Annotated in this window: 25 protein-coding genes; 7 read left to right on the top strand and 18 right to left on the bottom strand. The window is 64.5% G+C overall.

Translation table 11 applies throughout. The annotated features are described in order from the left end of the window. Positions 1 to 54: 54 nt before the first annotated feature. Positions 55 to 210 (bottom strand): DUF3096 domain-containing protein, encoded by a 156-nt coding sequence (locus XH92_RS12920; RefSeq protein WP_076865695.1) that lies wholly within the window; start codon positions 208 to 210, stop codon positions 55 to 57. 235 nt (positions 211 to 445) lie between these two features. Between XH92_RS12920 and XH92_RS12915 the strand changes: the two genes are divergently transcribed. Next, a complete protein-coding gene (locus tag XH92_RS12915) occupies positions 446 to 805 on the top strand; it encodes a DUF1236 domain-containing protein (RefSeq protein WP_194459547.1) in 360 nt (119 codons plus the stop codon). A 145-nt stretch (positions 806 to 950) separates the two neighbouring features. Here the strand turns inward: XH92_RS12915 and XH92_RS12910 are convergent, their stop codons facing one another. The 8 genes from XH92_RS12910 to XH92_RS12875 form a co-directional block, all read right to left on the bottom strand. Then, on the bottom strand, positions 951 to 2051 hold the full coding sequence (locus XH92_RS12910) for a hypothetical protein (RefSeq protein WP_194459546.1): 1101 nt from the start codon (positions 2049 to 2051) through the stop codon (positions 951 to 953). Positions 2052 to 2172: 121 nt separating this feature from the next. Beyond that, entirely contained in the window at positions 2173 to 2766 is a 594-nt protein-coding gene (locus XH92_RS12905) for a bifunctional 2-polyprenyl-6-hydroxyphenol methylase/3-demethylubiquinol 3-O-methyltransferase UbiG (RefSeq protein WP_194459545.1), read from the bottom strand. Between the two features lie 3 nt (positions 2767 to 2769). After that, on the bottom strand, positions 2770 to 4866 hold the full coding sequence (glyS, locus tag XH92_RS12900) for a glycine--tRNA ligase subunit beta (RefSeq protein WP_194459544.1): 2097 nt from the start codon (positions 4864 to 4866) through the stop codon (positions 2770 to 2772). Next, on the bottom strand, positions 4866 to 5801 hold the full coding sequence (locus XH92_RS12895; RefSeq protein WP_194459543.1) for a glycine--tRNA ligase subunit alpha: 936 nt from the start codon (positions 5799 to 5801) through the stop codon (positions 4866 to 4868). The genes glyS and XH92_RS12895 overlap by 1 nt, the downstream gene beginning before the upstream one ends. A 118-nt stretch (positions 5802 to 5919) precedes the next feature. Further along, complete coding sequence (locus XH92_RS12890; protein WP_021080015.1) at positions 5920 to 6111, bottom strand: hypothetical protein; 192 nt, start codon at positions 6109 to 6111, stop codon at positions 5920 to 5922. Between the two features lie 116 nt (positions 6112 to 6227). Next, positions 6228 to 7151, bottom strand: coding sequence for a S49 family peptidase (locus XH92_RS12885; protein WP_194459542.1), 924 nt, complete (start codon positions 7149 to 7151; stop codon positions 6228 to 6230). A gap of 244 nt (positions 7152 to 7395) precedes the next feature. Beyond that, positions 7396 to 8223, bottom strand: a complete 828-nt coding sequence (locus tag XH92_RS12880) for a tRNA1(Val) (adenine(37)-N6)-methyltransferase (protein ID WP_246788387.1) — start codon at positions 8221 to 8223, stop codon at positions 7396 to 7398. Then, on the bottom strand, positions 8216 to 8443 hold the full coding sequence (locus XH92_RS12875; protein WP_095735930.1) for a DUF2007 domain-containing protein: 228 nt from the start codon (positions 8441 to 8443) through the stop codon (positions 8216 to 8218). The genes XH92_RS12880 and XH92_RS12875 overlap by 8 nt, the downstream gene beginning before the upstream one ends. Before the next feature lie 135 nt (positions 8444 to 8578). Between XH92_RS12875 and XH92_RS12870 the strand changes: the two genes are divergently transcribed. Then, positions 8579 to 9589, top strand: coding sequence for a polyprenyl synthetase family protein (locus XH92_RS12870; protein ID WP_194459541.1), 1011 nt, complete (start codon positions 8579 to 8581; stop codon positions 9587 to 9589). 343 nt (positions 9590 to 9932) lie between these two features. On the opposite strand, the gene XH92_RS12865 is transcribed toward XH92_RS12870, so the two are convergent. Continuing rightward, entirely contained in the window at positions 9933 to 10772 is an 840-nt protein-coding gene (locus XH92_RS12865; protein ID WP_194459540.1) for an AraC family transcriptional regulator, read from the bottom strand. A 240-nt stretch (positions 10773 to 11012) separates the two neighbouring features. Between XH92_RS12865 and XH92_RS12860 the strand changes: the two genes are divergently transcribed. Both XH92_RS12860 and XH92_RS12855 read left to right on the top strand, forming a co-directional pair. Next, positions 11013 to 12251 (top strand): ABC transporter substrate-binding protein, encoded by a 1239-nt coding sequence (locus XH92_RS12860; RefSeq protein ID WP_194459539.1) that lies wholly within the window; start codon positions 11013 to 11015, stop codon positions 12249 to 12251. Positions 12252 to 12468: 217 nt separating this feature from the next. Then, on the top strand, positions 12469 to 13572 hold the full coding sequence (locus tag XH92_RS12855; RefSeq protein ID WP_194459538.1) for a mandelate racemase/muconate lactonizing enzyme family protein: 1104 nt from the start codon (positions 12469 to 12471) through the stop codon (positions 13570 to 13572). A gap of 96 nt (positions 13573 to 13668) precedes the next feature. On the opposite strand, the gene XH92_RS12850 is transcribed toward XH92_RS12855, so the two are convergent. After that, a complete protein-coding gene (locus XH92_RS12850) occupies positions 13669 to 14040 on the bottom strand; it encodes a hypothetical protein (protein ID WP_194459537.1) in 372 nt (123 codons plus the stop codon). 194 nt (positions 14041 to 14234) lie between these two features. Here XH92_RS12850 and XH92_RS12845 point away from each other — a divergent pair, with 194 nt between their 5' ends. Beyond that, a complete protein-coding gene (locus XH92_RS12845) occupies positions 14235 to 14459 on the top strand; it encodes a hypothetical protein (RefSeq protein WP_194459536.1) in 225 nt (74 codons plus the stop codon). 247 nt (positions 14460 to 14706) lie between these two features. On the opposite strand, the gene XH92_RS12840 is transcribed toward XH92_RS12845, so the two are convergent. Then, a complete protein-coding gene (locus tag XH92_RS12840; RefSeq protein ID WP_194459535.1) occupies positions 14707 to 15141 on the bottom strand; it encodes a cupin domain-containing protein in 435 nt (144 codons plus the stop codon). Positions 15142 to 15459: 318 nt separating this feature from the next. After that, positions 15460 to 16116 (bottom strand): glutathione S-transferase, encoded by a 657-nt coding sequence (locus tag XH92_RS12835; RefSeq protein ID WP_194459534.1) that lies wholly within the window; start codon positions 16114 to 16116, stop codon positions 15460 to 15462. Positions 16117 to 16291: 175 nt separating this feature from the next. Here XH92_RS12835 and XH92_RS12830 point away from each other — a divergent pair, with 175 nt between their 5' ends. Together XH92_RS12830 and XH92_RS12825 are read left to right on the top strand one after the other, a co-directional pair. Then, positions 16292 to 17515: a polyhydroxyalkanoate depolymerase gene (locus tag XH92_RS12830; RefSeq protein WP_194459533.1), complete on the top strand. Its 1224-nt coding sequence runs from the start codon at positions 16292 to 16294 to the stop codon at positions 17513 to 17515. A gap of 131 nt (positions 17516 to 17646) precedes the next feature. Next, positions 17647 to 18438: an extracellular solute-binding protein gene (locus XH92_RS12825; RefSeq protein ID WP_194459532.1), complete on the top strand. Its 792-nt coding sequence runs from the start codon at positions 17647 to 17649 to the stop codon at positions 18436 to 18438. A gap of 165 nt (positions 18439 to 18603) precedes the next feature. Here the strand turns inward: XH92_RS12825 and XH92_RS12820 are convergent, their stop codons facing one another. From XH92_RS12820 to XH92_RS12800, 5 genes are all read right to left on the bottom strand, one after another. Next, positions 18604 to 20340: a bifunctional protein-serine/threonine kinase/phosphatase gene (locus XH92_RS12820; RefSeq protein ID WP_194459531.1), complete on the bottom strand. Its 1737-nt coding sequence runs from the start codon at positions 20338 to 20340 to the stop codon at positions 18604 to 18606. A gap of 60 nt (positions 20341 to 20400) precedes the next feature. Next, on the bottom strand, positions 20401 to 21219 hold the full coding sequence (locus tag XH92_RS12815) for a formate/nitrite transporter family protein (RefSeq protein WP_050403146.1): 819 nt from the start codon (positions 21217 to 21219) through the stop codon (positions 20401 to 20403). A gap of 499 nt (positions 21220 to 21718) precedes the next feature. Continuing rightward, on the bottom strand, positions 21719 to 22465 hold the full coding sequence (locus tag XH92_RS12810) for a transporter substrate-binding domain-containing protein (RefSeq protein WP_194459530.1): 747 nt from the start codon (positions 22463 to 22465) through the stop codon (positions 21719 to 21721). Positions 22466 to 22619: 154 nt separating this feature from the next. Next, positions 22620 to 23045, bottom strand: a complete 426-nt coding sequence (locus tag XH92_RS12805; RefSeq protein WP_194459529.1) for a DUF4399 domain-containing protein — start codon at positions 23043 to 23045, stop codon at positions 22620 to 22622. 24 nt (positions 23046 to 23069) lie between these two features. Next, entirely contained in the window at positions 23070 to 24608 is a 1539-nt protein-coding gene (locus XH92_RS12800; protein ID WP_194459528.1) for an SUMF1/EgtB/PvdO family nonheme iron enzyme, read from the bottom strand. Positions 24609 to 24699 lie beyond the last annotated feature (91 nt).

Raw genomic sequence — 24699 nt, 5'->3', positions numbered from 1 at the left:
CGCCTTACACCATTTTGGGGGGTTCCGCGCAAGCCGCGAAACCCCGCTTTCCCGCTACAGGTGCAGCCAGCGCAGCAGACCCATTCCCACGAGCCCGACGAAGATCAGGTAGATCGCGACGATGTAGTTGAGCAGCCGCGGCATGATCAGGATCAGGACGCCTGCAACCAGAGCCACGATGGCAGGCAGATGCCCAGCGGTGATGGTCATTGAAGTTTTCTCCGGCAGTTTTTTGGAGGAGCGAATCGAGCGGCAGTTTATCCGCTGAGGAGGTTCCCACATCAAGACGCCTGCGCGGCCCGAGAGTTCCCGCAACTCACGAAAATTGCTCCAAATTGCCGCGTATGTGGCGGCGGATTTTCCGGAACATCACCGCATCCGATGCATTGGCTCGCCGTGCGCATCGGCGAAGGCCGGCGCGCGCGTGAAAAGAATGGAGCGAGCCATGCGAAACAGAATACTTGCCGTTGCAGCGGTTGCTGCTGCGATCACGGTGCCGGCTGTTGCCGCACAGGCCCAGACCGTTGGCGTGGTCCACGGTGGCCCGCCGGTTGCAGTCGAGGATGACGAGGGCATTGCCGTCGAGCAGCGCCCGGCATTCCGCGAATACATCGTGCGCGAGCGCGTGCCGAACTACACCGTTCCGGATCGCGTCGTGGTCGGCACCATACTGCCGGACGCCGGCGTGACCACTTACGACGTGCCGCAACGGTTCGGCGCAACACCGTATCGCTACACCGTCGTGAATGGTGAGACCGTTCTGGTCGAGCCGCGTTCGCGGCGGATCGTTCAGGTGGTCGACTAGAGCAAACGTCAGCGCGATGGCCTGAACGTACAGTCCGGGCGCCGCGCAAGCGGATGTGCGCGAGGATCGACCGGACCAGAAAGCCCCGCCCGGCCTCCCCTCCGGGCGGGGCTCTTCTGTTGTGTCGCGGGATTTGTCGCGCGGCTTACGACTTGAGGATCGAGAGCAATGTCGAGGTCGACTTGTAGCTCTTGATCGCAGCGTCCTGGAAATCCTGCGTCCAGTTGGCGGCCTGACGTTCCTCCGCGCTCATCGACGAATATTGCTTGAGGATGCCGAGGCTGAACTGGCGCGGATCGCCGGCGGACTGGCTTTGCTTCAGCGCGTCGAGCACGGCCAAACGCGTCCGCGTGTTGAGTTCCTGCTTTGCCGCGAAACTCTCCTCGCCTGAGAACTTCTTGTCCTGGTTCAGCGAGATCGCCGACAGCGAGCGGTTGTCGAGCGAGGACAGTTCGGCGAGCTGTCCGGTCTTGCGCCTGGCATCGAAGACCAGTTCCTTGCCACTCTTCGCCGCCTCGCTCTTCTGCCGATCGAGGAAGGCGCGCACGTCACTCGCTACGCTGCTGAAGTCACGTGTGGTCCCTGTCGCAGGAGTGGTTGTTCCCGCCAGCGCGGCTGCAACCGGGTCGCCTGAAATTCCCATCGGTGCCTTGTTCGGATCCTGCTGCGTCGCCTGATAGCCTTTCAGCACCGCGGCGCGCTGGCTGGCCCAGGTCGCGGTTGCCTTCTCCTCGTCGCTGGCGCCGTCGAGATAGTCGAGCGCCGCCTTGTAGCTGACGCTGTAGTCGCCGGTCAGGCGGGTGGTCGCAAGTGACGGCGCGAGCGCCTTGTCGAAACGCTGCTTCAGTTCGGTGGCTGCGACCGCCTGCTCGTCCGGCGTGAACTTGCCGCCATTGTTGGTCGAGATCGCAAACAGCGAGCGGCGATCCAGTGTCGAGAGATCGATCGTGGTCTTGCCGTCGACGATCGGCTTCTTCACGCCAGCGACCGTGTAGAGCCGGTCGAGCGTGACGCGCGCATCGTTGGTGACGGTCGCGAAATCCGGCAGCGGCGCCTTGGCGAGCTGCGCGCGGGCGCCGTCCGACAGCGTCAGGTTGGTCGCAGCGCCCGGTGTCGCAGAGGCCGACAGATCGCCGGCGCTGCCGTCGCCCGACAGGGTCGCCGCCAGGGAGGGCGTCGCCGCTGCCCGCGCATAGGCCGAACCATATTGGCCGTAGGGGTTGGGTGAGGTGCCGATCGAGGTCATCGGGGAGGTCCCTGCATTGGCGCAAAGGGCGATTTCTTAAGAAATCGTTGACCCGCCAGGACCTTTGCAGGGCATGGTTAACAAATTGCAAATTGTGTCCAAATATTTCCAGGAACTCGGGTCAGCCGTGCTTCCGCGCCACGATGCGGTGGATGACCTTGCCGGACGAGGCGCTGACGACTTCCGCGTCAAGCAGCAACTCGGCCGCCGCCAGTTCGGCCCGTACCAGCGCGGTATCGAACGCCGCGTAGAGCCGGCCATGCGTATCGCGCGCATCGTCGCCGGTGGTCACGCGCCAGCTCAGATAGAAGATGCCGCCGGGCTTCACGAGTTCGAACATGCGGCGCACCGACGGGGCGATCAGCGCGGGATCGAGATGCATGATCACGGTCTCGCACAGCACATTGTCGAAGCTGTCGGCCGCGATGCCGGACAGCTCGGGAAGTTCGGCGCGGATGAAGCGCAGCGCAGGGTAGCGGGTGCGAGCTTCCGCGAGCAGGCCCTCGGAGGCATCAAAACCTTCGGCCGGGAAGCCGTTGGCATTGAGCCAGGCCACCTCGCGCCCGCTGCCGCAGCCGATATCGGCGGTCGCACCGCCCTTGATGAAGAATTGCCCGACGATCTCCTGCAGATCGCGAGGTGCCGGCTGGTCGTGCCAGTCCTGCGCAAACGCCGCCGCCTCCTTGTCGTAAGCGGCGAGCGTTGCGCGGTCCATCGGTCAGCCCTCGATCCTGGAGAAATCGGCCACCGCCCGCGTCGCGGCGCGGATCTCGTTGAGCAGTTTCAGGCGATTCTCGCGCACCTTCGGGTCATCGTCGTTGACCTTGACCTTGTCGAAGAACGCATCGACCGCCGGGCGCAGCTTGGCCATCGCGCTCATCGCGCCGGCGAAGTCTTCCTTGGCGACCGCGGCGGAGGCCTCGGCCTTCACCTGATCGATCGCCGCAGCCAATGTCTTCTCTTCGTCAAGCTTGTAGAGTGCAGGGTCGGGCGCGCCGTCGAAGGTCCGCTTGTCCTTTTTCTCCTCGATGGCGAGGATGTTGCTGGCGCGCTTGGTGCCAGCGAGCAGGTTCTTGCCATCGTCGCTGTCGAGGAATTTGCCGAGCGCCTCGACGCGGCGGACGACCAGCAGCAGATCGTCCTGGCCGCCGAGCGAGAACACGGCATCGACGAGATCGTGCCGCGCGCCCTGGTCGCGGAGCTGGACCTTCAGGCGGTCGGCGAAGAAGGCAAGCAGGTCGTTCGGCAGTGTCTCTGCATCAGCCTTGACGGACAGCCCGAGCAGCGCGGATTTGGCCGCCTTCAGGATCGGCAGGCGCAACGTGTTCTCGACGATCAGCCTGATCGCGCCCAGTGCCGCGCGACGCAGCGCGTATGGGTCCTTCGAGCCGGTCGGCTTCTCGTCGATCGCCCAGAACCCCGCCAGCGTATCCAGCTTGTCCGCCAACGCCACCGCGACGCTGACCGGATCGGTCGGCACGCGATCGGTCGGCCCCTGCGGCTTCCAGTGCTCCTCGCTTGCAGCAGCGACGGAGGCATCCTCGCCCTGCGCCAGCGCGTAGTACTTGCCCATCAGGCCCTGCAACTCGGGGAATTCGCCAACCACTTCGGTCAGCAAATCCGCCTTCGCGAGGCGCGCGGCACGCCTGGTCTTCTCGACATCGGCGCCGACCAGCGGCGCGATCTCGGCGGCGAGCCGCTCGATGCGCTTGATGCGCTCCGCTTGCGTGCCGAGCTTCTCGTGGAACACGATCTGCTCGAACTTCGGCAGCCGGTCTTCCAGCTTGGTCTTGAGGTCGGTCTCGTAGAAGAACTTCGCGTCCGACAGCCGCGGACGGATCACGCGCTCATTGCCGGCGACGATGGTCTTGCCGCCGTCGGGTGCCTCGATGTTGGCGGTCAGCACGAACTTGTTGGTCAGCTTGCCCGTCTTGGGATCTTTGACCACGAAGCACTTCTGGTTGTTGCGGATGGTGGCACGGATCACCTCGTCCGGGATCGACAGGAATTCCCTCTCGAACGATCCCATCATCACAACAGGCCATTCGACGAGGCCGGAAACCTCGTCGACTAGCACCTGGTCCTCGACCAGCTCGAGGCCCTGCGCGAACGCCAGCTCCTTGGCGTCCTCGACGATGATGTCCTTGCGGGCCTGCGGATCGAGGATCACCTTGGCGGCCTTCAGCTTGGCCTCGTAATCCTCGAAGCGGCGAACGGAGATCGCGCCAGGTGCCATGAAGCGGTGGCCGTAGGTGATCTGCCCGGCCTCGATGCCGTCGACCGAGAACTTCACGATATCCGGCTCCTCGGTCTCAAGGCCGAAGGTCGCGGTGATGGCGTGCAGCGGCCGCACCCAGGTGAGCGAGCCTGATTTGGCCGAGCGCGCGCCCCAGCGCATCGATTTCGGCCAGGGGAAGGTGCGGATGATCACCGGCAGCATTTCCGCGATGACGTCGATCGCGGCGCTGCCCGGCTTTTCGATCAGCGCGATGTAGAAGTCGCCCTTCGCGTCCTTCTGGATCTTCGCTTCATCCAGCGACTTGAGACCGGTCGCTTTCAGAAAACCCTGCACCGCCGCATCCGGGGCGCCGATCTTCGGGCCGCGACGTTCGGTCTTCAGGTCGGGCTGGCGCGCGGGAATGCCGTGCACGGTGAGCGCAAGGCGGCGCGGGGTCGCGAACGCCTTGGCACCTTCATAGACGAGGCCCTCGGCGACCAGCTTGTCGGTCACCATGCGGCGCAGATCGTCCGCCGCCTTGGCCTGCATGCGGGCGGGGATTTCTTCGGAGAACAGTTCGAGGAGAAGATCGGGCATCAGACCGCCCTGCCCGTTTCAGTGTGGATCCAAGCCTCGCCGCAGGCCTTCGCCAGGTCGCGCACGCGGCCGATATAGCTCTGCCGCTCGGTCACCGAGATGACGCCGCGGGCGTCGAGCAGGTTGAACACGTGGCTCGCCTTGATGCACTGGTCGTAGGCCGGCAAGGCCATCAGATGTTCCTTTTGATTGCCTCCCTCGCGCCAGCCGGCGGCGAGATATTTGCGGCAGGCCTCTTCCGCCATTCTAAACTGCTCGAACAGCATCGCGGTGTCGGCGTACTCGAAATTGTGCCGCGAATATTCCTGCTCGGCCTGCAGGAAGACGTCGCCATAGGTGACTTTCTCGGCGCCCTCGCGGCCATTGAAGTTGAGGTCGTAGACGCGGTCGACGCCCTGCACATACATCGCGAGCCGCTCGAGCCCGTAGGTGAGCTCGCCCGCGACCGGCGCGCATTCGACGCCGGCGACCTGCTGGAAGTAGGTGAACTGCGAGACTTCCATGCCGTCGCACCAGCATTCCCAGCCCAGCCCCCAGGCGCCGAGGGTCGGGCTCTCCCAGTCGTCCTCGACGAAGCGGATGTCATGGACGGCGGAATCGATGCCGATCGCGGCCAGCGACTTCAGGTACAGCTCCTGAAGGTTCGGCGGCGACGGCTTCATGATCACCTGGAACTGGTAGTAGTGCTGCAGCCGGTTGGGATTTTCGCCGTAGCGGCCGTCCTTCGGCCGCCGCGAGGGCTGCACATAGGCCGCGTTCCAGGGCTTGGGCCCGAGCGCCCGCAGCGTGGTGGCGGGATGGAAGGTGCCGGCGCCCATCTCCATGTCGTAGGGCTGCAGGATGACGCAACCCTGCTCGGCCCAGAATCGCTGGAGGGCCAGGATCAAGCCCTGGAACGAACGTTCCGGGCGCATGTGGTCAGGCAGGGCGTCCATCGTTGGAATCGATCTCGCGAGGGGGTGTGAAAACGCGCGGGACCGTATCGGCGGCAGCCAATGGAATCAAGGCGATGCCGGAAAATCCGGCACCGCCATCTTGCGGAATCTGAAGCTGTTAGCCCGGGCGGTAGGCCCCGGTCACGGGGTCGCGGCGCAGGGTCTTGATTTCGCTCGCACGCGAGGCCTCGGCCACGCGGGACAATCGCGCCTCTTCCAGTTCCTGGTTGATCCGGACGGCCGTCTTGTATGCCCAGCGGACCACGGCCAGGCCACCCAGGACGCCTGCGAATGCAATCAGCGGCGGCATCGGTCGATCCTTGTCGTTCACGTCTGTCAGGCCCCCAATGACGGCCATTCTCGCCCAAGGCGGCCTGCGCCGCAATCGCGGTTTTGGGGCTAAATGGCGCGCTCAAATCCCCGTGTTCACAGCCCGAATCTGGCCCAAATCGCCCGGGTTTCCACCGCCGAGATCAGGTCGTCCGGCAAGCTTGCCACGCCGTCCAGCACCGCCATCGATCCCGCCCCCGGCGCCCGCCGGCCGAGCAGGCCGGACAGCATGCCGCTTGCGGGCGCGATCACCGGGGTCAGCACCTTCTCGCCATAGCGGGCCCGCAGCGTCGCGCGCAGGTCGCCGATCCCGTCGGCGAGGCCGAGTCCGATCGCGGTCTCGCCCGCCCAGTATTCGCCGGTGAACAACTCCTCGTCGGGCCCCTTGAGGCGGCTGCCGCGGCTCTGTTTCACCAGCGCGATGAAGATCGCGTGGATCTCGCGCTGGATCGACTTCAGCCGCGCGACGTCATCGGGGTTTTCGGGGAGGAACGGATCGAGCATCGCCTTGTGCGCGCCCGCCGTGTAGAGCCGCCGCTCGACCCCGATCTTCTTGATCAACCCCTCGAGGCCGAAGCTGCCGCCGACCACGCCGATCGAACCCAGGATCGAGGACGGGTCGCAATAGATCTCGTCGCCGGCACAGGCGATCATGTAGCCGCCCGAGGCCGCGACGTCCTCGACGAACACCAGCACCGGAAGCTTCTTCTCGGCGGCCAGTTGCCGGATGCGCAGATAGATCTGCCGCGACTGCACCGGCGAGCCGCCCGGCGAGTTGATCACCAGCGCCACGGCCTTGGCATTCCTTGTGCCAAAGGCGCGCTCCAGCATCTTGGCGACGCCCGAGAGCGTCATGCCGGGCCGCAGCGGCGTCACCGCGCCGATCACGCCTGACAACCGCACCACCGGCACGACCGCCATGCCGCGCCTGAACCGCGCCGGAAGCATTCCCTGCACGCGATCGAGCAGCCCCGAACGTCCTCCGGAATATCCTTGGCGGTCACTTATTTGTTCACTCATGCCGTTACCTCGAATTAACCACTTTTTATCACGCCACTGTCATTGGATTCCGTGGAACGCGTTTTGCATTTTGTCATTGGGGACGCAATTCGCGACGGAGAGGGACTCATGAAGATCTACCTGCTGATTTTGCTGATCGGGACGCTCCTGACGGCGATCCACTTCACGTCCAGGCCGGATCGCCAGTCGGAAACGGCCTCGCAGTAACTTTGTGCCAGTGACGACGCGGGCAGCGAACTGCTCGCTAGCGCCGCGCAAGCGGCAATTCTCCCTTTCCAGCCAAAATCTCCTGCACCCATTTATTGGGCACACCTGACTCTTCATTGAGCAACAGTGCGGCATGCAGCCGCGTCGGCGCCCGGCCGCCCTTGGTGGCCCGCACCAGGATTCGGATCGCCGGCGACGTCGCCTCGCCGTGAACCGGCAGGATCTCGAGGCTGCCGAAGCCGCGGTCCAGCGCAGCCAGCACCTCGGCAATCCCGTCGGCCCGCCAGATCATCGCAAGCTGTCCGCTCGACCTGAGGATCCGCCGCGCCGCGTGAACCCAGCTGGCAAGCGTCGTCGCGGTCGCGACATGGGCGCGCTGCCGCACGCCGTCCGGCGAGGCGCGGTGCCTGGTGGCATCGTTGAACGGCGGGTTCATCAGCACGACGTCGGCGCTGTCAGGCCCAAGGCCGGCGTCATCGAACGCGGCGGCGCCGGCCTCGACATCGAGCACAATCACGTCGGCCATGATCGCGTTGGCGCTGGCGTTATTCCGGGCAAGCTCGGCCAATGCGGGGTCGATTTCGACCAGCACCAGATCGATCCCGCCGACCCGCCGCGCCACCGCAAGCCCGGCGGCGCCGACGCCGGCGCCGAGATCGACGACCCGGTCGCCTGTCTGGGCCGGCGTCGCCGCGGCCAGCAGGATCGCATCGTGGCCGGCGCGGTGGCCGCTGCGGGGCTGCCGCAGCCGCAATTGCCCGCCGAGGAATCCGTCCTCGGTGATCTCGGCGGCCGCAGACTCCGTTTTTGACGCGTTTTCTTCACGCGAACCGGGACCCACTTCGCTTGAAAAAACTCTAGTCATCGGCCCGCAATTCGTGGCCGAGGCCGGCGTCGGTCAGCAGCTGCCGGGCCTCGTGGTTGTCGTCCTCGTGCACCAGGATCCGCCGCGGCAGCACGCCGAGCGAGCCCTCGATGATGCTCATGTTCTGGTCCAGCACCAGATGATGGATGTTAGCGCTGTCGAGCAGCGCGCCGACGGCCGAGACCAGCACCATGTCATTGGTCCGTACCAATTCCCGCAAAATACGCTCTCCTGTCGCCCCGGCAGTGCAGCGAATGCGTCACATGTCAACAACTTCGAGGCCTTGCCGCTGCACCGCGCAGTTTCTATTGTTATAGCTGAGGATAGTGCGAATTCGGCAAAATTGGAGACCAGCGTGGCGGTTATTGTACCCTTCGAAAGCCCGTCCAATGCTTCGATCGACGGGCTGGTGGGACTTGTCGCCGCCGACATGGAGCGCGTCAACGCGACCATCATTTCGCGGACCGGCTCCGAGGTCACCATGATCCCCGAGGTCGCCAATCATTTGATCTCGTCCGGCGGCAAGCGGCTGCGCCCGATGCTGACCCTGGCGATGGCCCAGCTCGCCGACTACGCAGGCGACGGCCACATCAAGCTCGCCGCCGCGGTCGAGTTCATGCACACCGCGACCCTGCTGCACGACGACGTGGTCGACGAAAGCGAGCTGCGCCGCGGCAAATTGTCGGCGCGGATGCTGTGGGGCAACGAGGCCAGCGTGCTGGTCGGCGACTTCCTGCTCGGCCAGGCATTCCGCATGATGGTCGAGGTCGGCTCGCTGCGCGCGCTCGACATCCTCTCCGCGGCCGCCGCCACGATCGCCGAGGGCGAGGTAATGCAGCTTGCCGCCGCCAAGAACACCGCGACCACCGAGGACGAGTATCTCGCCGTGATCCGCGGCAAGACCGCCGAGCTGTTCGCCGCCGCCTGCGAGGTCGGCCCCGTGATCGCAAACCGGCCCAAGGCCGAGCAGACCGCCTGCCGCTCGGTCGGCATGAATCTCGGCATCGCCTTCCAGCTCGTCGACGACGTGCTCGACTATGGCGGCAAATCCGCAAAGCTCGGCAAGAATGTCGGCGACGATTTCCGCGAGGGCAAGATCACGCTCCCCGTGGTGCTCGCCTTCCGCCGCGGCAACGACACCGAGCGCCAGTTCTGGATCCGCGCGCTGGAGCGCGGCGAGATCGGATCGGCCGACCTCGATCACGCGATCGGCCTGATGACCAAGCACCGCGCGCTGGAGGACACCATCAGCCGCGCCCAGCACTACGGCGCAATGGCGGTCGACGCACTGGCGCTGTTCCCGTCGTCACCGATGAAGACGGCGCTAGAACAGGTCGTGGCGTTCTGTCTGGCACGGTCGCACTAGGCTCGCCACACCCACCGCAGACACGGCTGTCGGTCCCGTCATCCTGAGGAGCGCGCACTTGCGCGCGTCTCGAAGGATCGACGGTCCGGCTGTGGCCGTGCATCCTTCGAGGCTCGCTCCGCTCGCACCTCAGGATGACGGCGCTGATATGGTTCAACGGTCGAACGACCTTGTTCGTTGTCATCACCCGCCTGCGCGAAAGCGGGTGATCCAGTATTCCAGAGACGGCTGTGCTTGAGCCGAGAGGCCGCGGCGTACTGGATCGCCCGGTCGAGCGGGCGATGACACCACAAATGGGGGCGCAGCTTCGCATTCTCGCAACATGATTTGTACGAGCGCGCAGCTACTCCTCCACCGGCACCCAGATCTCCAGCCCGCCGTTGCCGCTGTTCTTGTCGAACTTCTCGTCGTAGCGCTCGAAGTTCGGTGCGTCGGCGACCTTCATGCCGGATTGCGGCAGCCACCTGTTCCAGATCGTGTTGACGGTGCGGCGGATGGTGGAGATGTGGTCGGCGTGGGTGAACACCACGTATTTCTGCGCCGGAATCCGGACCCGCGCGAACTCGCGCGGCAGGTCGGAGAAGTCAGCGACCTCGACACCTGCGATGTAGTCGAAATTGCCGGCGTCGTCGCCATTGCAGCAGACACCATAGGCGACACCGCCGACCCGGCGGGGAATGTGCGCGCATTGCTGGTGGAAGCCACTCCACTGGTTCGGAATGCCGGCCGTGCTGTCATTGGCGTGGTTGTAGCGCTCGCCGACACCGGCGACGAGGAATGCCTTGCCGGTCGCGATGCGCGGCGGATCGATGTGGTCGAGAGCGGTCGAGATCATGGTGATCGGCTCCTGGAGCTTGAGCTTGGTCAGGCGCGTCGTCGCGCGCACCGTTTCGGGCGTGACGCCGAAATGGTCGCGGAACGCGCGGGTGAATGCTTCGTGGGAGCCGTAATCCGCATCCAGCGCGAGGGTAAGAATGTCGGGCGCACCGGCCGCGAGCTCGCGCGCGGCCTCGCTCAGCCGCCGGGCCCGTACGTAGCGCATCACCGAGAACCCGGTCGCCTCGGCGAACGCCCGCACCAGATGGAAGCGCGAGACCCCGGCAACGACAGCGATGTCGTCGAGCGTCAGCGACCTGTGAAGATGGCCTTCGATGTACCAGAGCGCCTTCTGGGCTGGATTCATTGGACGGCGGCCCTCCTGCAAAGCTCGGGCATCATGCATGGCTGCGGCGCACGCATTTGACAGTCCTTGCTGCGCAGCGGTGAAACCCTGGTTCCGCTCAGCGAAATTTTACCGCAAAGCCGTCGCTGGCAACACCGTTGCAATCGTGCATACTCGCAATTGCATCGATCCGACGGCTCACCAAGCTGCCCGAAAATCAAGACTGCACGAGCCGCGGCCAGCATGTCAGGGAGGACAAGGATGCACCACCAACGCCTGAGCTATGCCAACTGCGTCATATCAGCGGCGCTTGCGGGGCTTTTGACGATCGCCGCCGCCGGCGCCGCCAACGCCCAGAAGAAATACGATCCGGGCGCGACCGACACCGAGATCAAGGTCGGCAACATCATGCCCTATTCAGGCCCGGCATCCGCCTATGCCACGATCGGCAAGACCGAAGCGGCCTATTTCAACAAGCTCAACAGCGAGGGCGGCATCAACGGCCGCAAGGTCAATTTCATCTCCTACGATGACGCCTACTCGCCGCCGAAGATGGTCGAGCAGGCCCGCAAGCTGGTCGAGAGCGACGAGGTGCTGTTGATCTTCAATCCGCTGGGCACGCCGGGCAACACCGCGATCCAGAAATACATGAACGCCAAGAAGGTGCCGCAGCTGTTCGTCTCCACCGGCGCCGCCAAGTGGAATGATCCGAAGAATTTTCCGTGGACCATGGGCTGGCAGCCGAGCTACCAGGTCGAGGCGCGCATCTATGCCAAGTACATCCTGCAGAAATATCCCGGCAAGACCATCGGCGTGCTCTATCAGAACGACGACTTCGGCAAGGACTATCTGATCGGACTGCATGAGGGACTTGGCGATCAGGCCAAGAAACTGATCGTCGTCGAATCCTCCTACGAGACCTCGTCGCCCACGGTGGATTCGCAGATCGTGCAGATCAAGGGCGCCAACCCCGACATCTTCGTCAACATCGCGACGCCGAAATTCGCGGCGCAGGCGATCAAGAAGGCCGCCGAGCTCGATTGGCATCCGGTCCAGTTCCTGACCAACGTCTCGGTCTCGATCGGCGGCGTGATGAAGCCGGCCGGCTTTGAAGCAAGCCAGGACATCCTGTCGACCCAGTATTTGAAGGATCCCGCCGATCACGAGTGGAAGAACGATCCGGCCATGAACGATTGGCGCGCCTTCATGACCAAGTGGTATCCTGAAGGCGACCAGAACGACGCCTCGACCGTGTTCGGTTACGGCGTCGCCAAGGGGCTGGAGCAGGTGCTGCGGCAATGCGGCGACAACCTCACCCGCGAGAACCTGATGAAGCAGGCGGCCAGCCTCAGCTTCGAGATCGGCATCTATCTGCCCGGCACCAAGATCAAGACCGGGCCGGACGACTACGCACCGATCGAGCAGTTGCAGATGATGCGCTTCAAGGGCGAGAGCTGGGAGCGGTTCGGCCCCGTGATGAGCGGCGAGAAGAGCTCGTAACAGCCTTCTCCACACATTCGGTGTTCGGGATGCCCGGCATAGCTCCGGGCATCCACGTCTTCGACACGATTCACGAGCAAGACTCGTCACAAGCAAGGCTTTACAACCAAGACCTGCAAGGGCTGGAACCCGGGCGAGCCGAAGCAACGCCGTCCAGGCTGCTGCGTCCGGCTTTCACGGGCTCCAGCTACATCCTGCGATCGGAAGGACAACAACAATGAAAATCACCGACGTCCGCGCCCACCATATTCGCATTCCCTATGACGCAGGCCCTGCGAGCTTCCGCCAGGGCGCCTCCGCGATCTCCGCGCTCGACATGGTGCTGGTCGAGGTCTCGACCGATGCCGGCCTGACCGGCTGGGGCGATGCCTTCGCCTATGTCTGCCCGAAGACGAGCTGCACGGCGGTGGCCGAGATGATCGCGCCGCAGGCCCGCGGCCTCGAGGTGCCCGACGCCGCAAGCATTCCCGCCGCGATGGAGCAGATCCAGCGCAATCTGCATCTGTTCGGCCGCTACGGCATCACGATGTTTGCGATCTCCGCGCTCGACATCGCGCTGTGGGATCTCGCCGGCAAGGTGAAGGGCGTGCCGCTGCATCAATTGATCGGCGGCGCCAGGCGCAGCACGATCCCGGCCTATGCGAGCCTGATGCGGATCGGCAATCCCGCGCATATCGCCGCCGAGTGCAAGAAGGCGATCAAGCTTGGCTATGCCGCGATCAAGCTGCACGAGACCACCGTGCCCGCGGTTACCGCCGCGCGCGAAGCGATCGGCCCCGGCGTGCCGCTGATGGTCGACATGAATTGCCCGCTGGATGGACCGGCGGCGATCCAGTTCGCCCGCGACTGCAAGCAGGCCGCACCGATGTTCCTGGAGGAGCCGGTCTGGCCGCCGGAGGATTTCGCGACGCTCGCGGAGGTGCGCAGAGAGGGCCGGCTCGACATCGCGGCCGGCGAGAACGCCTGCACGGTGCATCAATTCCGCCAGATGATGACCGCAGGCGCCGTCAGCCATGCGCAGCCGTCGGCGATCAAGGTCGGCGGCGTCACCGAATTCCTGCGCGTGGCCGTGCTCGCCGACGAGTTCGGCGTCGAGGTGATTCCGCACTCACCCTATTTCGGGCCGGGCTTCCTCGCCACGCTGCACCTGATGGCGATCCGCGACGCCGGGCTGATCGAGGTGTTCTTCATGAAGCGCCCCGCCTGCCTGTGGGGCGACCGCATCGCCGTCGACGCCCGTGGCCACGTCGCCGTGCCGCAGGGCCCAGGGCTGGGCTACGAGCCAGATCACGATGTGATGGAGACGTATCGGGTGGCGTGACGCTCTCCCCGTCATTGCGAGGAGCGAAGCGACGAAGCAATCCATATCTCGGCAAGCTGAGAGGTGGATTGCTTCGCTACACTCGCAATGACGAAGCTACTTCGTCCCGTCCTTCGCAGCAGGCGCGGCATCCTTGGCCGGCGGCGCGTCGGCCTTCTTCTTCACATCCTCGGTCAGCTTGAGCTGCGCCGCCTGCAAATCGGTGACGAGCTTCTGCAAGCTTGCCAGCGCATTCTGCAAGCTCGCAACCTGCCGGTTGGCGGCGTCGAGCTTCTGCTGATGATCCGTGGTGAGCTTGCTGATCGTCTTCTGCAGGAAATCGACATTGCTTTGCAGACAGCTGGTGCGCCGCTCCATGGTTTTCTCGACGGTGCAGATCTCGATGCCGGGAACGTCCTGCGCATGCGCGGTTCCGATGATGCCGAGCGCAAGCGGCATGAGCGGGACAAGAGCGAAACGAGCGATCATCGGCATCCCCAATCACATGCGTCATTCACAGATTTGTGCTCGCGACGCTGAAAGCCGGGCAGACATACCACACTGAAACCGCATTCGAGCGGTGTGCTTCACCCATTACGGGGACTACTCGTGGGGACGGGGGCCTTCGGAACTTGTTTGGTTCGACCCCTTTGGCTCGACCTTGGGCAGTGGAGATAGATCGCATGGCTACGCGCGAAAAACGTCTGGCGCAATTCGATGGCAATGGCGAACCACCGCCGGAACAACGCGTGGAAGTGCTTTGTGAGGATCACAGCGGAACGTATCAGCTGCCGTTCGCCTGCCGTTTCATCGACGGGCAGTGGCGCAATGACGCAACCGGTGGCGCGCTGGAAGCCAACGTCATCGCCTGGCGGATGCCGCGCGTCAAACAGGCGGGCATGGCCTGAGGCTCGCATCGGCGCGCGCTGTTTCAAAACGCAACGCGCGCGCGCAGCGTCTTAAGATTTGGAACGCGGATGGAACGAACCGCGTCCGAATCACTGATTGAGTGACGTACTCCGTTGTTCACGGCTAGATGTGGTCATCAGCCCGAGGCGGCGCACCACATACAGAAGCATGACGATCGGCCGCAGCCAGCGGCCGACGACAAAGGTTAACTCCTCCGCAGACGACATTTGCGGTCCCTCCTCTCAATCATTTCCACGGCGTCACCGGCGGCACCGTCTCGGTTGCCGGCGGCACATCCACGGTCTTGAAATCGGCTGGGCTGACGATCTCGAGGTATTCCATGTCCTTCGAGTAATCGAACAGATAGTGGGTGATGCCGGGGCGCTGATGGATCACGTCGCCGGCCTCGACCAGCGTCTCCTTGTCCTCGTACATGAAGCGCGCCCAGCCCTTGGTCATGATGACGATCTGAAAATCGCACAGATGCTTGTGCCAGCCGGTGCCCTCTTCCGGCGGCAGGTCGGGATTGGCCTTGACCAGATGGCAGATCACCTGCCCGCCGGTGGCATCGGCGATGCCGAGATCGCGATACAGGAAGAAGTCGCGCAGACCTCCGCCCTTGAACTCGGTGTCACCGGGTTTGACGTGGGAGAATTTGCTGACGACGGCGTGCTGGTTCATTTCAAGCCTCCACGGTTCTCGTGTTCGCGAGATCGCGGCGGCTCAGCGTCCAAATTTTCGGCAGCGTCGCATCGTCGCGGTCACAGCTCGCTTGTTGCTATGCGAAATCCTTGCCAGCCCGGTTGTGCTGCGGCGATCGGTCTCGTCATGCACCGATATCGCAGCGGAAGCATTTGGAGCGAGGCGCGAATTTGCGTTCGGCGCGTGCCGTGTCCGATTGCCGCGCGACGCGGATGCCGGGCGCTGGCGGCACGTCCATTGAGCAAGATCTGCCTGGAGCTTGAGCCACCGGCGCAGGCAAGCCGGATGCTCCGCTGCCTAATATTCGACCTCGAGCTCCTCGACGTCGGCAGGCTCGGCCTTGGCGGCCTCGATCCACTCCTGCATCTCGGGCATCGCCATGATGGTGCTGGCATACGCCGCCAGAACAGGGTCGAGCTTGACGTCATAGGTCATGAAGCGGGTCACCACCGGGGCGTACATCGCATCCGCCATGGTGCGGCGTTCGCCGAACAGGAACGGCCCGCCGGATTTGCCGAGGCAATCGCGCCAGATCGTGCAGACACGGTCGATGTCGGCCTGCGCCCGCGACCAGATCTTGAAGCCGGGGAAATGCCCCTTGAGGTTGACCGGCAGCGAGGCCCGCAGCGTGGTGAAGCCGGAATGGATTTCGCCGGAGATCGAGCGGCAATGCGCGCGCTGGATGCGGTCCTCCGGCAGCAGCCCGGCATGCGGCATGATCTCGTTGAGGTACTCGCCGATCGCCAGCGTGTCCCAGACGGTCGCGCCCTCGTGGCGCAGGCAGGGCACCAGGATCGACGACGACAGCAGCAGCAGTTCGGCCCGCGCCGAGGGGTCGTCGGGCGCGGTGACCACCTCCTCGAACTCCAGCCCGGCGAATTTTGCCAGCAGCCAGCCGCGCAACGACCAGGACGAATAGTTCTTGCTGCTGATGGTGAGTGTCGCCTTCGCCATGCCAGTCCCTCACGCCCTGAACGCGTCCTTGGCTCCCGGACGCGGCGCGCCGGTCCAAGCCGCCGCGCCCCCGGAGCCGTCCGTTTTTGCAGCAAGCCACGTGCCAATTTGCCGGGCAGCCTGCCCCCTCTCTGGCGTCGATATTGCATATCCAGCCGGGCAAGGGCGGATGCGTATGATGTCAATGCTTTACCAGGCCTATCAGAACCACATGGACCTCACGGCGCCGTGGCGGACCGGCGCCGCGGCGGCATTACGGTATCTCAATCTGGTGCCGCGGGGCACCTCCGACCGGACGTTCGGCCGGCTCGCCGCCGCGCTCGAGCTGATCTCGCGCTCCACCCTGACCTACGCCCGCCCCGACTACGCGATCGGCGGCGTGACCTCCGGCAACAGGGAATACGAGGTGACCGAGGAGGTCGCCTATGCGACGCCGTTCGGCTCGCTGCTGCATTTCAGGAAGGTGGACGGGCCGGAGCAGCCGCGGCTGTTGCTGGTGGCGCCGATGTCCGGTCATTTCGCAACGCTGCTCCGCGGCACCGTGAAGACGCTGCTGCAGGACCACGACGTCTACATCACCGATTGGCACAATCCGCGCGACATCCCGCGCAGCGAGGGCCGCTTCGGGCTCGAGGACTACACCGACCACCTGATCGACTTCCTCGGGCAGCTCGGCCCGCGCGCGCATATGGTGGCGATCTGCCAGCCTTCGGTGTCGGCGCTGGCGGCTGCCGCGGTCATGTCGGAGGACAATCATCCGGCGCGGCCGGCGTCGCTGACCCTGATGGCCGGGCCGATCGACACAAGGATCCTGCCGACCAAGGTGAACGAATTCGCCAAGAGCAAGCCGATCAAATGGTTCGAGGACAATCTGATCAACTACGTGCCGATGCAGTGCAAGGGCGCGCTGCGTCAGGTCTATCCCGGTTTCGTGCAGCTGACGGCGTTCGTCTCGATGAACCTCGAGCGTCACATCAAGCAGCACATCGACCTCGCCGACCACATCGCCAAGGGCGAGACCGCCAAGGCCGAGGTGATCAAGACGTTCTATGACGAGTATTTCGCCGTGATGGATCTGCCCGCGGAGTTCTACATCGAGACGGTGCGCGACGTGTTCCAGGAGCATCTGCTGCCGCAGGGCATGCTGATGCATCGCGGCCGCGCGGTGAACCCGGCGGCGATCCGGCGCATGGGCCTGATGACGGTGGAAGGCGAGAAGGACGACATCTGCTCGATCGGGCAGACGCTCGCCGCCCAGGACCTCTGCACCGGCGTGCGCACCTATCGCAAGGTGCACCACATGCAGGCCGGTGTCGGCCATTACGGCGTATTTTCCGGCAAGCGCTGGAACAACGAGATCTACCCGCTGCTGCGCGATTTCGTGCATGTGAATTCGTGAGGGGGCGCGATGCTCTTTTCCCGTCATTGCGCAATGACGGCGGCGCAACCCTAGCCACGCATCCCCTCGCGCAGTAGTCTCCCCGGCCACGACGACCCCCGCGCCCTAAGAATCGTCCAGGGAGAAACTCCATGCGCGTCAGCGCCTTCCGTGCCCTCACGCTCGCCGTCATCGGCACCCTCGCCTTCACGTCAGCCGCATTCGCCGCCGAAGTCCATGTCATGATCTCGGGCGGGCTGACCGCGGCCTACAAGGCGCTGGTGCCGGAGTTCGAGCGCAAGACCGGGCACAAGGTGGTGACCGCCTTCGGGCCGTCGATGGGCACCACGACCAACGCCATTCCGGTGCGACTGGAGCGCGGCGAGCCGGCCGATGTGCTGATCATGGTCGGCTATGCGCTGAGTGACCTGATCAAGCAGGGCAAGGTCGCGGCCGACAGCCGCGTCGACCTCGTGAAGTCGCCGATCGGCATTGCGGTGAAGTCAGGCGCACTGAGGCCGGACATCAGCTCGGCCGACGCCGTCAAGCAGGCGCTGCTTTCGGCGAAATCGGTCGCCTATTCCGACAGCGCCAGCGGCGTCTATGTCTCGACCGAGATGTTCGCAAAACTCGGCATCGCCGACCAGATGAAAGACAAGGCGCGGATGATCCCGGCGACCCCGGTCGGCGAGATCGTGGCCAAGGGCGAGGCCGAGATCGGCCTGCAGCAGATCTCGGAGCTGAAGCCGGTCGCCGGCATCGACATCATAGGTCCCTTGCCGGAGCCGTTGCAGAAGATCACGGTGTTCTCCGCAGGGATCGCGACCGCTTCAAAAGAGCCCGACGCCGGCAAGGCGCTGATCAGCTTCCTCGCCTCGCCGGATGCGCGCGACGCGCTGGTCAAGAGCGGCCTCGATCCGATTGCCGCCGGCGCGACGCATTAGCGGCGCCCAACGTCTCTCTCCCCGTCATCCTCATTCCCTTCCCCGTCATCCTGAGGCGCGAGCGGAGCGAGCCTCGAAGGATGAATCGGCCACCAGCGGGGCCGTTCATCCTTCGAGACGCGCTACGCGCTCCTCAGGATGACGGAGAGAAGTCGGCGGACTCCCCTACCGCCAATGATGCGCGCCGCAGGCGAGCAGCAGCACCACGACCAGCGCCAGCGCCAGCGTGGTCGACTTCCAGAACAGCACCGGGTTGCGCTCGATCAGCGGCGTCGATGACGTCGTCAAATATCTCGCATTGGGATTGCGCAGGTCGAACAGGAACTCGGAAAAACTGTCGTAGCGCTTCAGCGGATTGACCTGCACGGCGCGCTCCAGCGTGCCGTCGACCCAGTTCGGGATCGCGCGGCCGCGATGGGCGGCCGGACGGTAGACCAGGCGGTTGAAGTCGGACCTTGTGCGGGCGCGCGCGATCTGCGCGCCATAGGGCAAGCGTCCGGTCAGCATCTGATAGGTGACGACACCGAGCGAGAACAGGTCGGAGCGCGCGGTGCCGCCCTCGCCGAGGAAATACTCCGGCGCGGTGTATTGCTGGGTGCCGAGAATGTCCTCGACGCCGGCAGGCACCGCCTCGGCGACACCAGAGATCCGCGTCGAGCCGAAATCGATGATCTTCACCGTGCCGGTGCTATCGATCATGATGTTGTCGGGTCTGACGTCCTGGTGCAGCATCTCCTTGCGGTGGAACGCGCGCAGCCCTTTTGCGATCTGCTCGGTGATATCGCGCACCGTCTCGAGCGACGGCGCGGGATTGTCTATCATCCACTGCGTCAGGGTCTGGCCGTCGATGTACTCCATCGCGACATAGAGGAAATTACGCTTGCGCTGCGGCAGAAACGGCTTCAGCACATGCGGGCTGTCGATCCTTCTTGCGACCCACTCCTCCATCACAAAGCGTTTCAGATAGGCGCCATCGTCGCGCAGGTCGATCGAGGGGATCTTGATCGTGACCGTGGTGCCGCTCTCCTCGTCGACCGCGAGATAGATGTGGCTGCGGTGCGAGGCATGCAGCTCGCGGACGATGCGGTAGCCGTCGAACAGCATCCGTGCATCGAGCAGCGGCGGCAGCGGCAGCTCGGTGCGCTGGCCGAACACCTCGCTGGCGTCGCCGTCAGGCAATTCGTCGATCCGGATGATCTGCGCGGTGAGGTTGTCCGGGCTGCCGTTCTCATAGGCCTGCTCCACGATCGACTTCGCGGCGGCGTCGAGATCGGCGGCGCCGTCCCTGATCGCCTTCGCCAGCTGCCGCGCCGGAACGTGCTCGTAGATGCCGTCGGTGACCAGCAGGAAGGTGTCGCCCGGCTCCAGCCGCAGATTCTGGTAGTCGATCTCGAGCTGCGGGTTCACGCCGAGCGCGCGGCCGAGATAGCTCTGCTGCGACGACAGCACGACGCGGTGGTCGTTGGTCAATTGCTCGAGGCTGTTGCCGGCGACGCGGTAGATCCTGGAGTCGCCGACATGGAACAGATGCGCCGTGGTCGAGCGGATCACCAGCGCGCTCAGCGTGCAGACGTAACCCTTGTCCTTGTCGTAGGGGTTCTGGCTGCGTCTCGTTTGCGCGTGGAGCCAGGAATTGGTCGCCTCCAGCACCCGCTGCGCCGAGGTCTTCACCGACCAGGATTCCGAGGTGCAGTAATAATCGGTCAGGAAGCTCTTGACCGCGGACTCCGCGGCGATGCGGCTGACGCTGCTCGAGGAGATGCCGTCGGCAAGCACCACGGCGATGCCCTTCAGGCCGAGCAGCGGCTCGTCGGGGATCAAGACGCCGTGGAAATCCTGATTGGTGTCCTTGCGGCCCTGATCAGAGAATTGCCCGACCGATATTGTCAGCGCGCGCGGCATCGACCGTCCCAATGCGAATGGGGCCCTCCGTGACAGGAGAGCCCCATAAGCCGCCCGGGATCAAGCCGCGAGGCGCTGGCGCTTCGGCGCCGTCTTCACATGCGTGGTGTAGAGCGTGAGCCCGGTGAAGGCGAGGCCGCCGGCGAGGTTGCCGAGCACGGTCGGGATTTCGTTCCAGATCAAATAGTCCATGATCGAGAACTTCGCATGGAGCATCAGTCCCGACGGGAACAGGAACATGTTCACCACCGAATGCTCGAACACCATGTAGAAGAACACCAGGATCGGCATCCACATCGCAATGACCTTGCCGGGCACGGTCGTCGAGATCATGGCGCCGACCACGCCGGTCGAGACCATCCAGTTGCAGAGCATGCCGCGGATGAACAGGGTAGCCATGCCCGCCGCGCCGTGCGCCGCATAGCCCAGCGTTCGCGCCTCGCCGACGTTTCCGATGGTCATGCCTACCTTGTCCGGCTCCTGCGTGAAGCCGAAGGTGGTCACGAACGCCATCATGAACGCCACCGTCAGCGCGCCGGCGAAGTTGCCGATGAAGACGAGGCCCCAGTTGCGCAGCACGCCGCCGAGCGTGACGCCGGGCCGCTTGTCGAGCAGCGCCAGCGGCGATAGCACGAACACGCCCGTCAGCAGGTCGAAGCCCAAGAGATAGAGCATCACGAAGCCGACCGGAAACAGCAATGCGCCGACCAGCGGCTGCCCCGTGTTGACGTTGATCGTCACGGCGAACCAGGCAGCCAGCGCGAGGATCGCGCCGGCCATATAGGCGCGGATCACGGTGTCGCGCGTCGACATGAAGATCTTGGATTCGCCGGCGTCCACCATCTTGGTGACGAATTCGGACGGTGCGAGATAGGCCATTCGTGAATTCCCCTTGCGCAATTCGGCCGCGCCGGTTGCCTGCCGGAAGCGACGCGGGTTGGTTGCAATGTTCGTCCGTCCGGGGAGATGGGGTGCAACGATTGCTCGCGGCGCCCGGGCCGGGCGCCTTGATCCCCTCGCCGCGGCCAGCACTGGCTTCGGCAATCCGGAGAACGGCAGTCGTCATTGACTGGTGCAACTAAAAGCAATGGATATGCCAAGCGCGGCTGCCGCCGGCGGGAAAAAAATCTCTTTTAATATAATGAGTTATATAGCTCGCACCGGAACCGTCCGGCGAAATGGCGCAGAATTATGCAGCATGCCCAGATGTCGCCCAGAGGATGCGCGCCCTCCATCCCCGTCATCCTGAGGAGCCGCGCAGCGGCGTCTCGAAGGATCGACGGCCACTAGCGGGGCCGATTCATCCTTCGAGGCTCGCTGCGCTCGCACCTCAGGATGACGGAATGGAGAGGCGGAGACAGGGTCGGGACGTGCCGGCCTACTTCACCTCGGTGCGGACCGGCGTGTCCTTCAGCCCGTTATTGTCATAGGCCTTGCGCAGCGTGCCGTTGGCGATCGCCTCGGTCATGAACTTGCCGACGAACGCCGCGGCGAGCGGATGGTCGAGCGGCACCGCGACCGCGGTGACCGTCTGCTTGAAGGTCTCGTCCAGCACGCAGGTGCCCGGAATCTTCCTGGCCATCGCCATCAGCTGATCGCGCGACAACGCGAAGGCGTCGACCTCGCCGTTCTCCAGCAGATGGAAGATCTCGTCATAGGTCTGATAGCCAGTGACCTTGGCATGCTTGAGATGCGCGATCGCGCCACGCATGGTCGTGGTGTTGTTGACGGCGGCGACCTTGACGCCGTCCTGGTCGAGCGTTGCGAAGTTCGTGATTTTGGAACCCGGCCTGACGATATAGGTGGCGTCGGCGACCTCGTAGATCGGCCCGAACGTCATCCTGGTCTCGCGTTCGGGATCCTTGGGCAGGAACGTGACGTCCCAGCTGCCCTTCGCCGCAGCGTCGGTGATCTGTCCGGAATTCTGGTGCACGACATATTCGACGGAAACGCCGAGCTGCGCCGCCATCTCGCGGCCGAGATCGACGGGAACGCCGGCATAGCCGTTCGCGGTCCTGGTCGACCAGAACGCGCCGCCCGCCGGGCTGATCGCAATCGCGACCCGGAGCTTTCCTGTCGGCGCGATCTGATCCTTCAAGGCGTCGGCATGAACTGACGTGGCCATCACAATCACTCCCAGAACGAGGCCAGCCAGACGCAGCAGTCGAGACAACATCGGACTTCCTCCACGCCGGGTCTTTGCCCGGCGGCGCGCAACAGACCGCACGAGGCCGCCTTGCGCAAGCGGCGGTTCGCGCAAGGGAGCTATCCGTGTCGGTCTATTTGACCCGGATGGTGATTTTTTCGGAGACGACCGGCGGGTTGAATGGATAATGCTTGGCGTCGCCCAGCACCAGCTGCAGGGTATGCTTGCCGGGCGCCAGGTCGAGCTGCGTCTCGGTCTGGCCCGCACCGAAGTGCTGGTGAGACTTGTCCGACGGGATCGGCTCATTCGGATTGAGCGGCTCATCCACATCGATCAGAAGATGGTGATGGCCACTGTTCGGGTAGTCGTCGCCGGCATGCGTGACGCCCATGTTGCGCAGCCCGAAGCGGCAAGCGAACGGGCTTTTGACCTTGGCTCCGTCGCGCGGCCAAATGAAATACAGCTTGGTGTCTTTCCCGGCCGGCTTGTTTTGCGCGCCGGCCGGACCGGCGAGCAACGTCAGTGCTGCAGCGAGCACGATCAAGCCTGCACTTTTCATAGCCCCTCCAAACGTGCCTATCCCTCAGGGAGACAGCGCGACCCGGAAACCGTGAGTCGGGTAGCGAACATTGGTGTCGTAATTGTCCCGGTTGGCCGGACGGACATAGCGCGCGTCATTCTTCCAGGAGCCGGAACGAATGACATGCGAGGCGCAGTCGCCGCCGGACCACACCGCGCCGTCGGCCGGGGCGCCCTGGTAATTCCTGTGCCAGCAATCCTCGACCCACTGATCGACCCCGCCGCCCATATCGTAAAGGCCGAACGGATTAGCCTTGAAGCTGCCGACCTTGACCGGCTGCTCGGCGGCACTGTCGCCGCCGCAGTCCTTGCAGCCGGCATTGCCCGATTGCATCTGGTCGCCCCACCAGTATTTCGATTGCGTGCCGCCACGCGCCGCGTATTCCCATTCGGCTTCGCTCGGCAGCCGGTAGGCCTTCTTGGTCGCCTCGGCGAGCCAGGCCACATATTGCTTCGCATCGCTCCAGCTCACATTGGTGACCGGAGCGTCGTCCTTGCCGCCGGCCATGAAGCTACAGGCCTTGGCCGCCGCACAGGCGTTCCATTCCCGCACACTGACCGGATACTTGCCCATCGCGAACGGCTTGACCGTCACCCGGCGGATCGGCCGTTCCGAGGGGTCGTCATTGCTCCCCATCGAGAAGCTGCCACCCTGCAGCGAGACCATTTCGGGCGCCGGCACTGACGCTGTGGGACTGGCGGAGGGCGCCGCCTGAGGTGACGCCTGCTGGATCGGTGCGGCGCTTGGGCTCGGACTTGCGGTTTGCGCCGGCGCCGGGCTCGGTGCCGGCTGCGGCGCGGGCGTCGATGCCGGAGGTGCCTGCGCCACCTCGGCCAGCTTGCCGCGCGATTGCGTGAGCAGGTACCAAAGCACACCGCCTGCGATGATCGCGACCGCCAATCCGAGCAGCGTGAGCAGGATCGACTCACGGCGCCTGCGCGTCCTCTGGTACGCGGCGGCATCCGGCAGCACGCGATAAACCCGCACCGGATCGGTGATGTTCTTCACCTTCTTGTCGCCGAGCGATTCGTAGCCGCAGACCATCTTGTGTTTGATCTGCTCGTAGATGCCGCCGGAGATGAAGACATCACCGGGCGCCGCGATCCCCTCCAGGCGCGAAGCCACATTGACGCCATCGCCATAGATATCGTCGGGCTCGATGATGACGTCGCCGAGATTGACGCCGATCCGGTACTCGATCCAGTGATCGCGCGCGATCGCCGCGTTGCGGCCGATCATGTTCTGCTGGATCACGATGCTGCAGCGGACCGCCTCGACCGGACTGTCGAACATCGCGATGAAGCCGTCGCCGGCGGTCTTGACCAGTTTGCCGTGGTGCTCGGCAATGGTTGGCTCGATCAGGTCGCGCAAGGTCCGCTTGACGCGGGCATGCGTGCCTTCTTCATCAAGTTGCATCAGGCGGCTGTAGCCGGCGATGTCACCGGCAACGATCGCAGCGAGGCGCCGCGGCATTGAAGTGCCGGGAGGCTGTGTATTGTCAGGCTGTGACCGGCCTGACTTGAAGTCGCGAATTTCTCCCATGGCGCTCCGGCTGCTCCACAAATACGTGCACGCGGCGCAACCGGCGCCTTCGTCCCCGAGGCCCGCTCGAATCTACCACACCTTTGGGTTG

Source organism: Bradyrhizobium sp. CCBAU 53421 (genome assembly GCF_015291625.1).
GTDB lineage: Bacteria > Pseudomonadota > Alphaproteobacteria > Rhizobiales > Xanthobacteraceae > Bradyrhizobium.
Note: the sequence above shows the minus strand (reverse complement) of the source record. Positions and strands in the feature narration are given on the sequence as shown.

What these genes read in the sequence shown, in the direction of transcription:
- XH92_RS12920 (WP_076865695.1), bottom strand. Translation starts at nt 210, where the DNA reads ATGACCATCACCGCTGGGCATCTGCCTGCCATCGTGGCTCTGGTTGCA.
- XH92_RS12915 (WP_194459547.1), top strand. Translation starts at nt 446, where the DNA reads ATGCGAAACAGAATACTTGCCGTTGCAGCGGTTGCTGCTGCGATCACG.
- XH92_RS12910 (WP_194459546.1), bottom strand. Translation starts at nt 2,051, where the DNA reads ATGACCTCGATCGGCACCTCACCCAACCCCTACGGCCAATATGGTTCG.
- XH92_RS12905 (WP_194459545.1), bottom strand. Translation starts at nt 2,766, where the DNA reads ATGGACCGCGCAACGCTCGCCGCTTACGACAAGGAGGCGGCGGCGTTT.
- glyS (WP_194459544.1), bottom strand. Translation starts at nt 4,866, where the DNA reads ATGCCCGATCTTCTCCTCGAACTGTTCTCCGAAGAAATCCCCGCCCGC.
- XH92_RS12895 (WP_194459543.1), bottom strand. Translation starts at nt 5,801, where the DNA reads ATGGACGCCCTGCCTGACCACATGCGCCCGGAACGTTCGTTCCAGGGC.
- XH92_RS12890 (WP_021080015.1), bottom strand. Translation starts at nt 6,111, where the DNA reads ATGCCGCCGCTGATTGCATTCGCAGGCGTCCTGGGTGGCCTGGCCGTG.
- XH92_RS12885 (WP_194459542.1), bottom strand. Translation starts at nt 7,151, where the DNA reads ATGAGTGAACAAATAAGTGACCGCCAAGGATATTCCGGAGGACGTTCG.
- XH92_RS12880 (WP_246788387.1), bottom strand. Translation starts at nt 8,223, where the DNA reads ATGACTAGAGTTTTTTCAAGCGAAGTGGGTCCCGGTTCGCGTGAAGAA.
- XH92_RS12865 (WP_194459540.1), bottom strand. Translation starts at nt 10,772, where the DNA reads ATGAATCCAGCCCAGAAGGCGCTCTGGTACATCGAAGGCCATCTTCAC.
- XH92_RS12860 (WP_194459539.1), top strand. Translation starts at nt 11,013, where the DNA reads ATGCACCACCAACGCCTGAGCTATGCCAACTGCGTCATATCAGCGGCG.
- XH92_RS12855 (WP_194459538.1), top strand. Translation starts at nt 12,469, where the DNA reads ATGAAAATCACCGACGTCCGCGCCCACCATATTCGCATTCCCTATGAC.
- XH92_RS12850 (WP_194459537.1), bottom strand. Translation starts at nt 14,040, where the DNA reads ATGATCGCTCGTTTCGCTCTTGTCCCGCTCATGCCGCTTGCGCTCGGC.
- XH92_RS12845 (WP_194459536.1), top strand. Translation starts at nt 14,235, where the DNA reads ATGGCTACGCGCGAAAAACGTCTGGCGCAATTCGATGGCAATGGCGAA.
- XH92_RS12840 (WP_194459535.1), bottom strand. Translation starts at nt 15,141, where the DNA reads ATGAACCAGCACGCCGTCGTCAGCAAATTCTCCCACGTCAAACCCGGT.
- XH92_RS12835 (WP_194459534.1), bottom strand. Translation starts at nt 16,116, where the DNA reads ATGGCGAAGGCGACACTCACCATCAGCAGCAAGAACTATTCGTCCTGG.
- XH92_RS12830 (WP_194459533.1), top strand. Translation starts at nt 16,292, where the DNA reads ATGATGTCAATGCTTTACCAGGCCTATCAGAACCACATGGACCTCACG.
- XH92_RS12825 (WP_194459532.1), top strand. Translation starts at nt 17,647, where the DNA reads ATGCGCGTCAGCGCCTTCCGTGCCCTCACGCTCGCCGTCATCGGCACC.
- XH92_RS12820 (WP_194459531.1), bottom strand. Translation starts at nt 20,340, where the DNA reads ATGCCGCGCGCGCTGACAATATCGGTCGGGCAATTCTCTGATCAGGGC.
- XH92_RS12815 (WP_050403146.1), bottom strand. Translation starts at nt 21,219, where the DNA reads ATGGCCTATCTCGCACCGTCCGAATTCGTCACCAAGATGGTGGACGCC.
- XH92_RS12810 (WP_194459530.1), bottom strand. Translation starts at nt 22,465, where the DNA reads ATGGCCACGTCAGTTCATGCCGACGCCTTGAAGGATCAGATCGCGCCG.
- XH92_RS12805 (WP_194459529.1), bottom strand. Translation starts at nt 23,045, where the DNA reads ATGAAAAGTGCAGGCTTGATCGTGCTCGCTGCAGCACTGACGTTGCTC.
- XH92_RS12800 (WP_194459528.1), bottom strand. Translation starts at nt 24,608, where the DNA reads ATGGGAGAAATTCGCGACTTCAAGTCAGGCCGGTCACAGCCTGACAAT.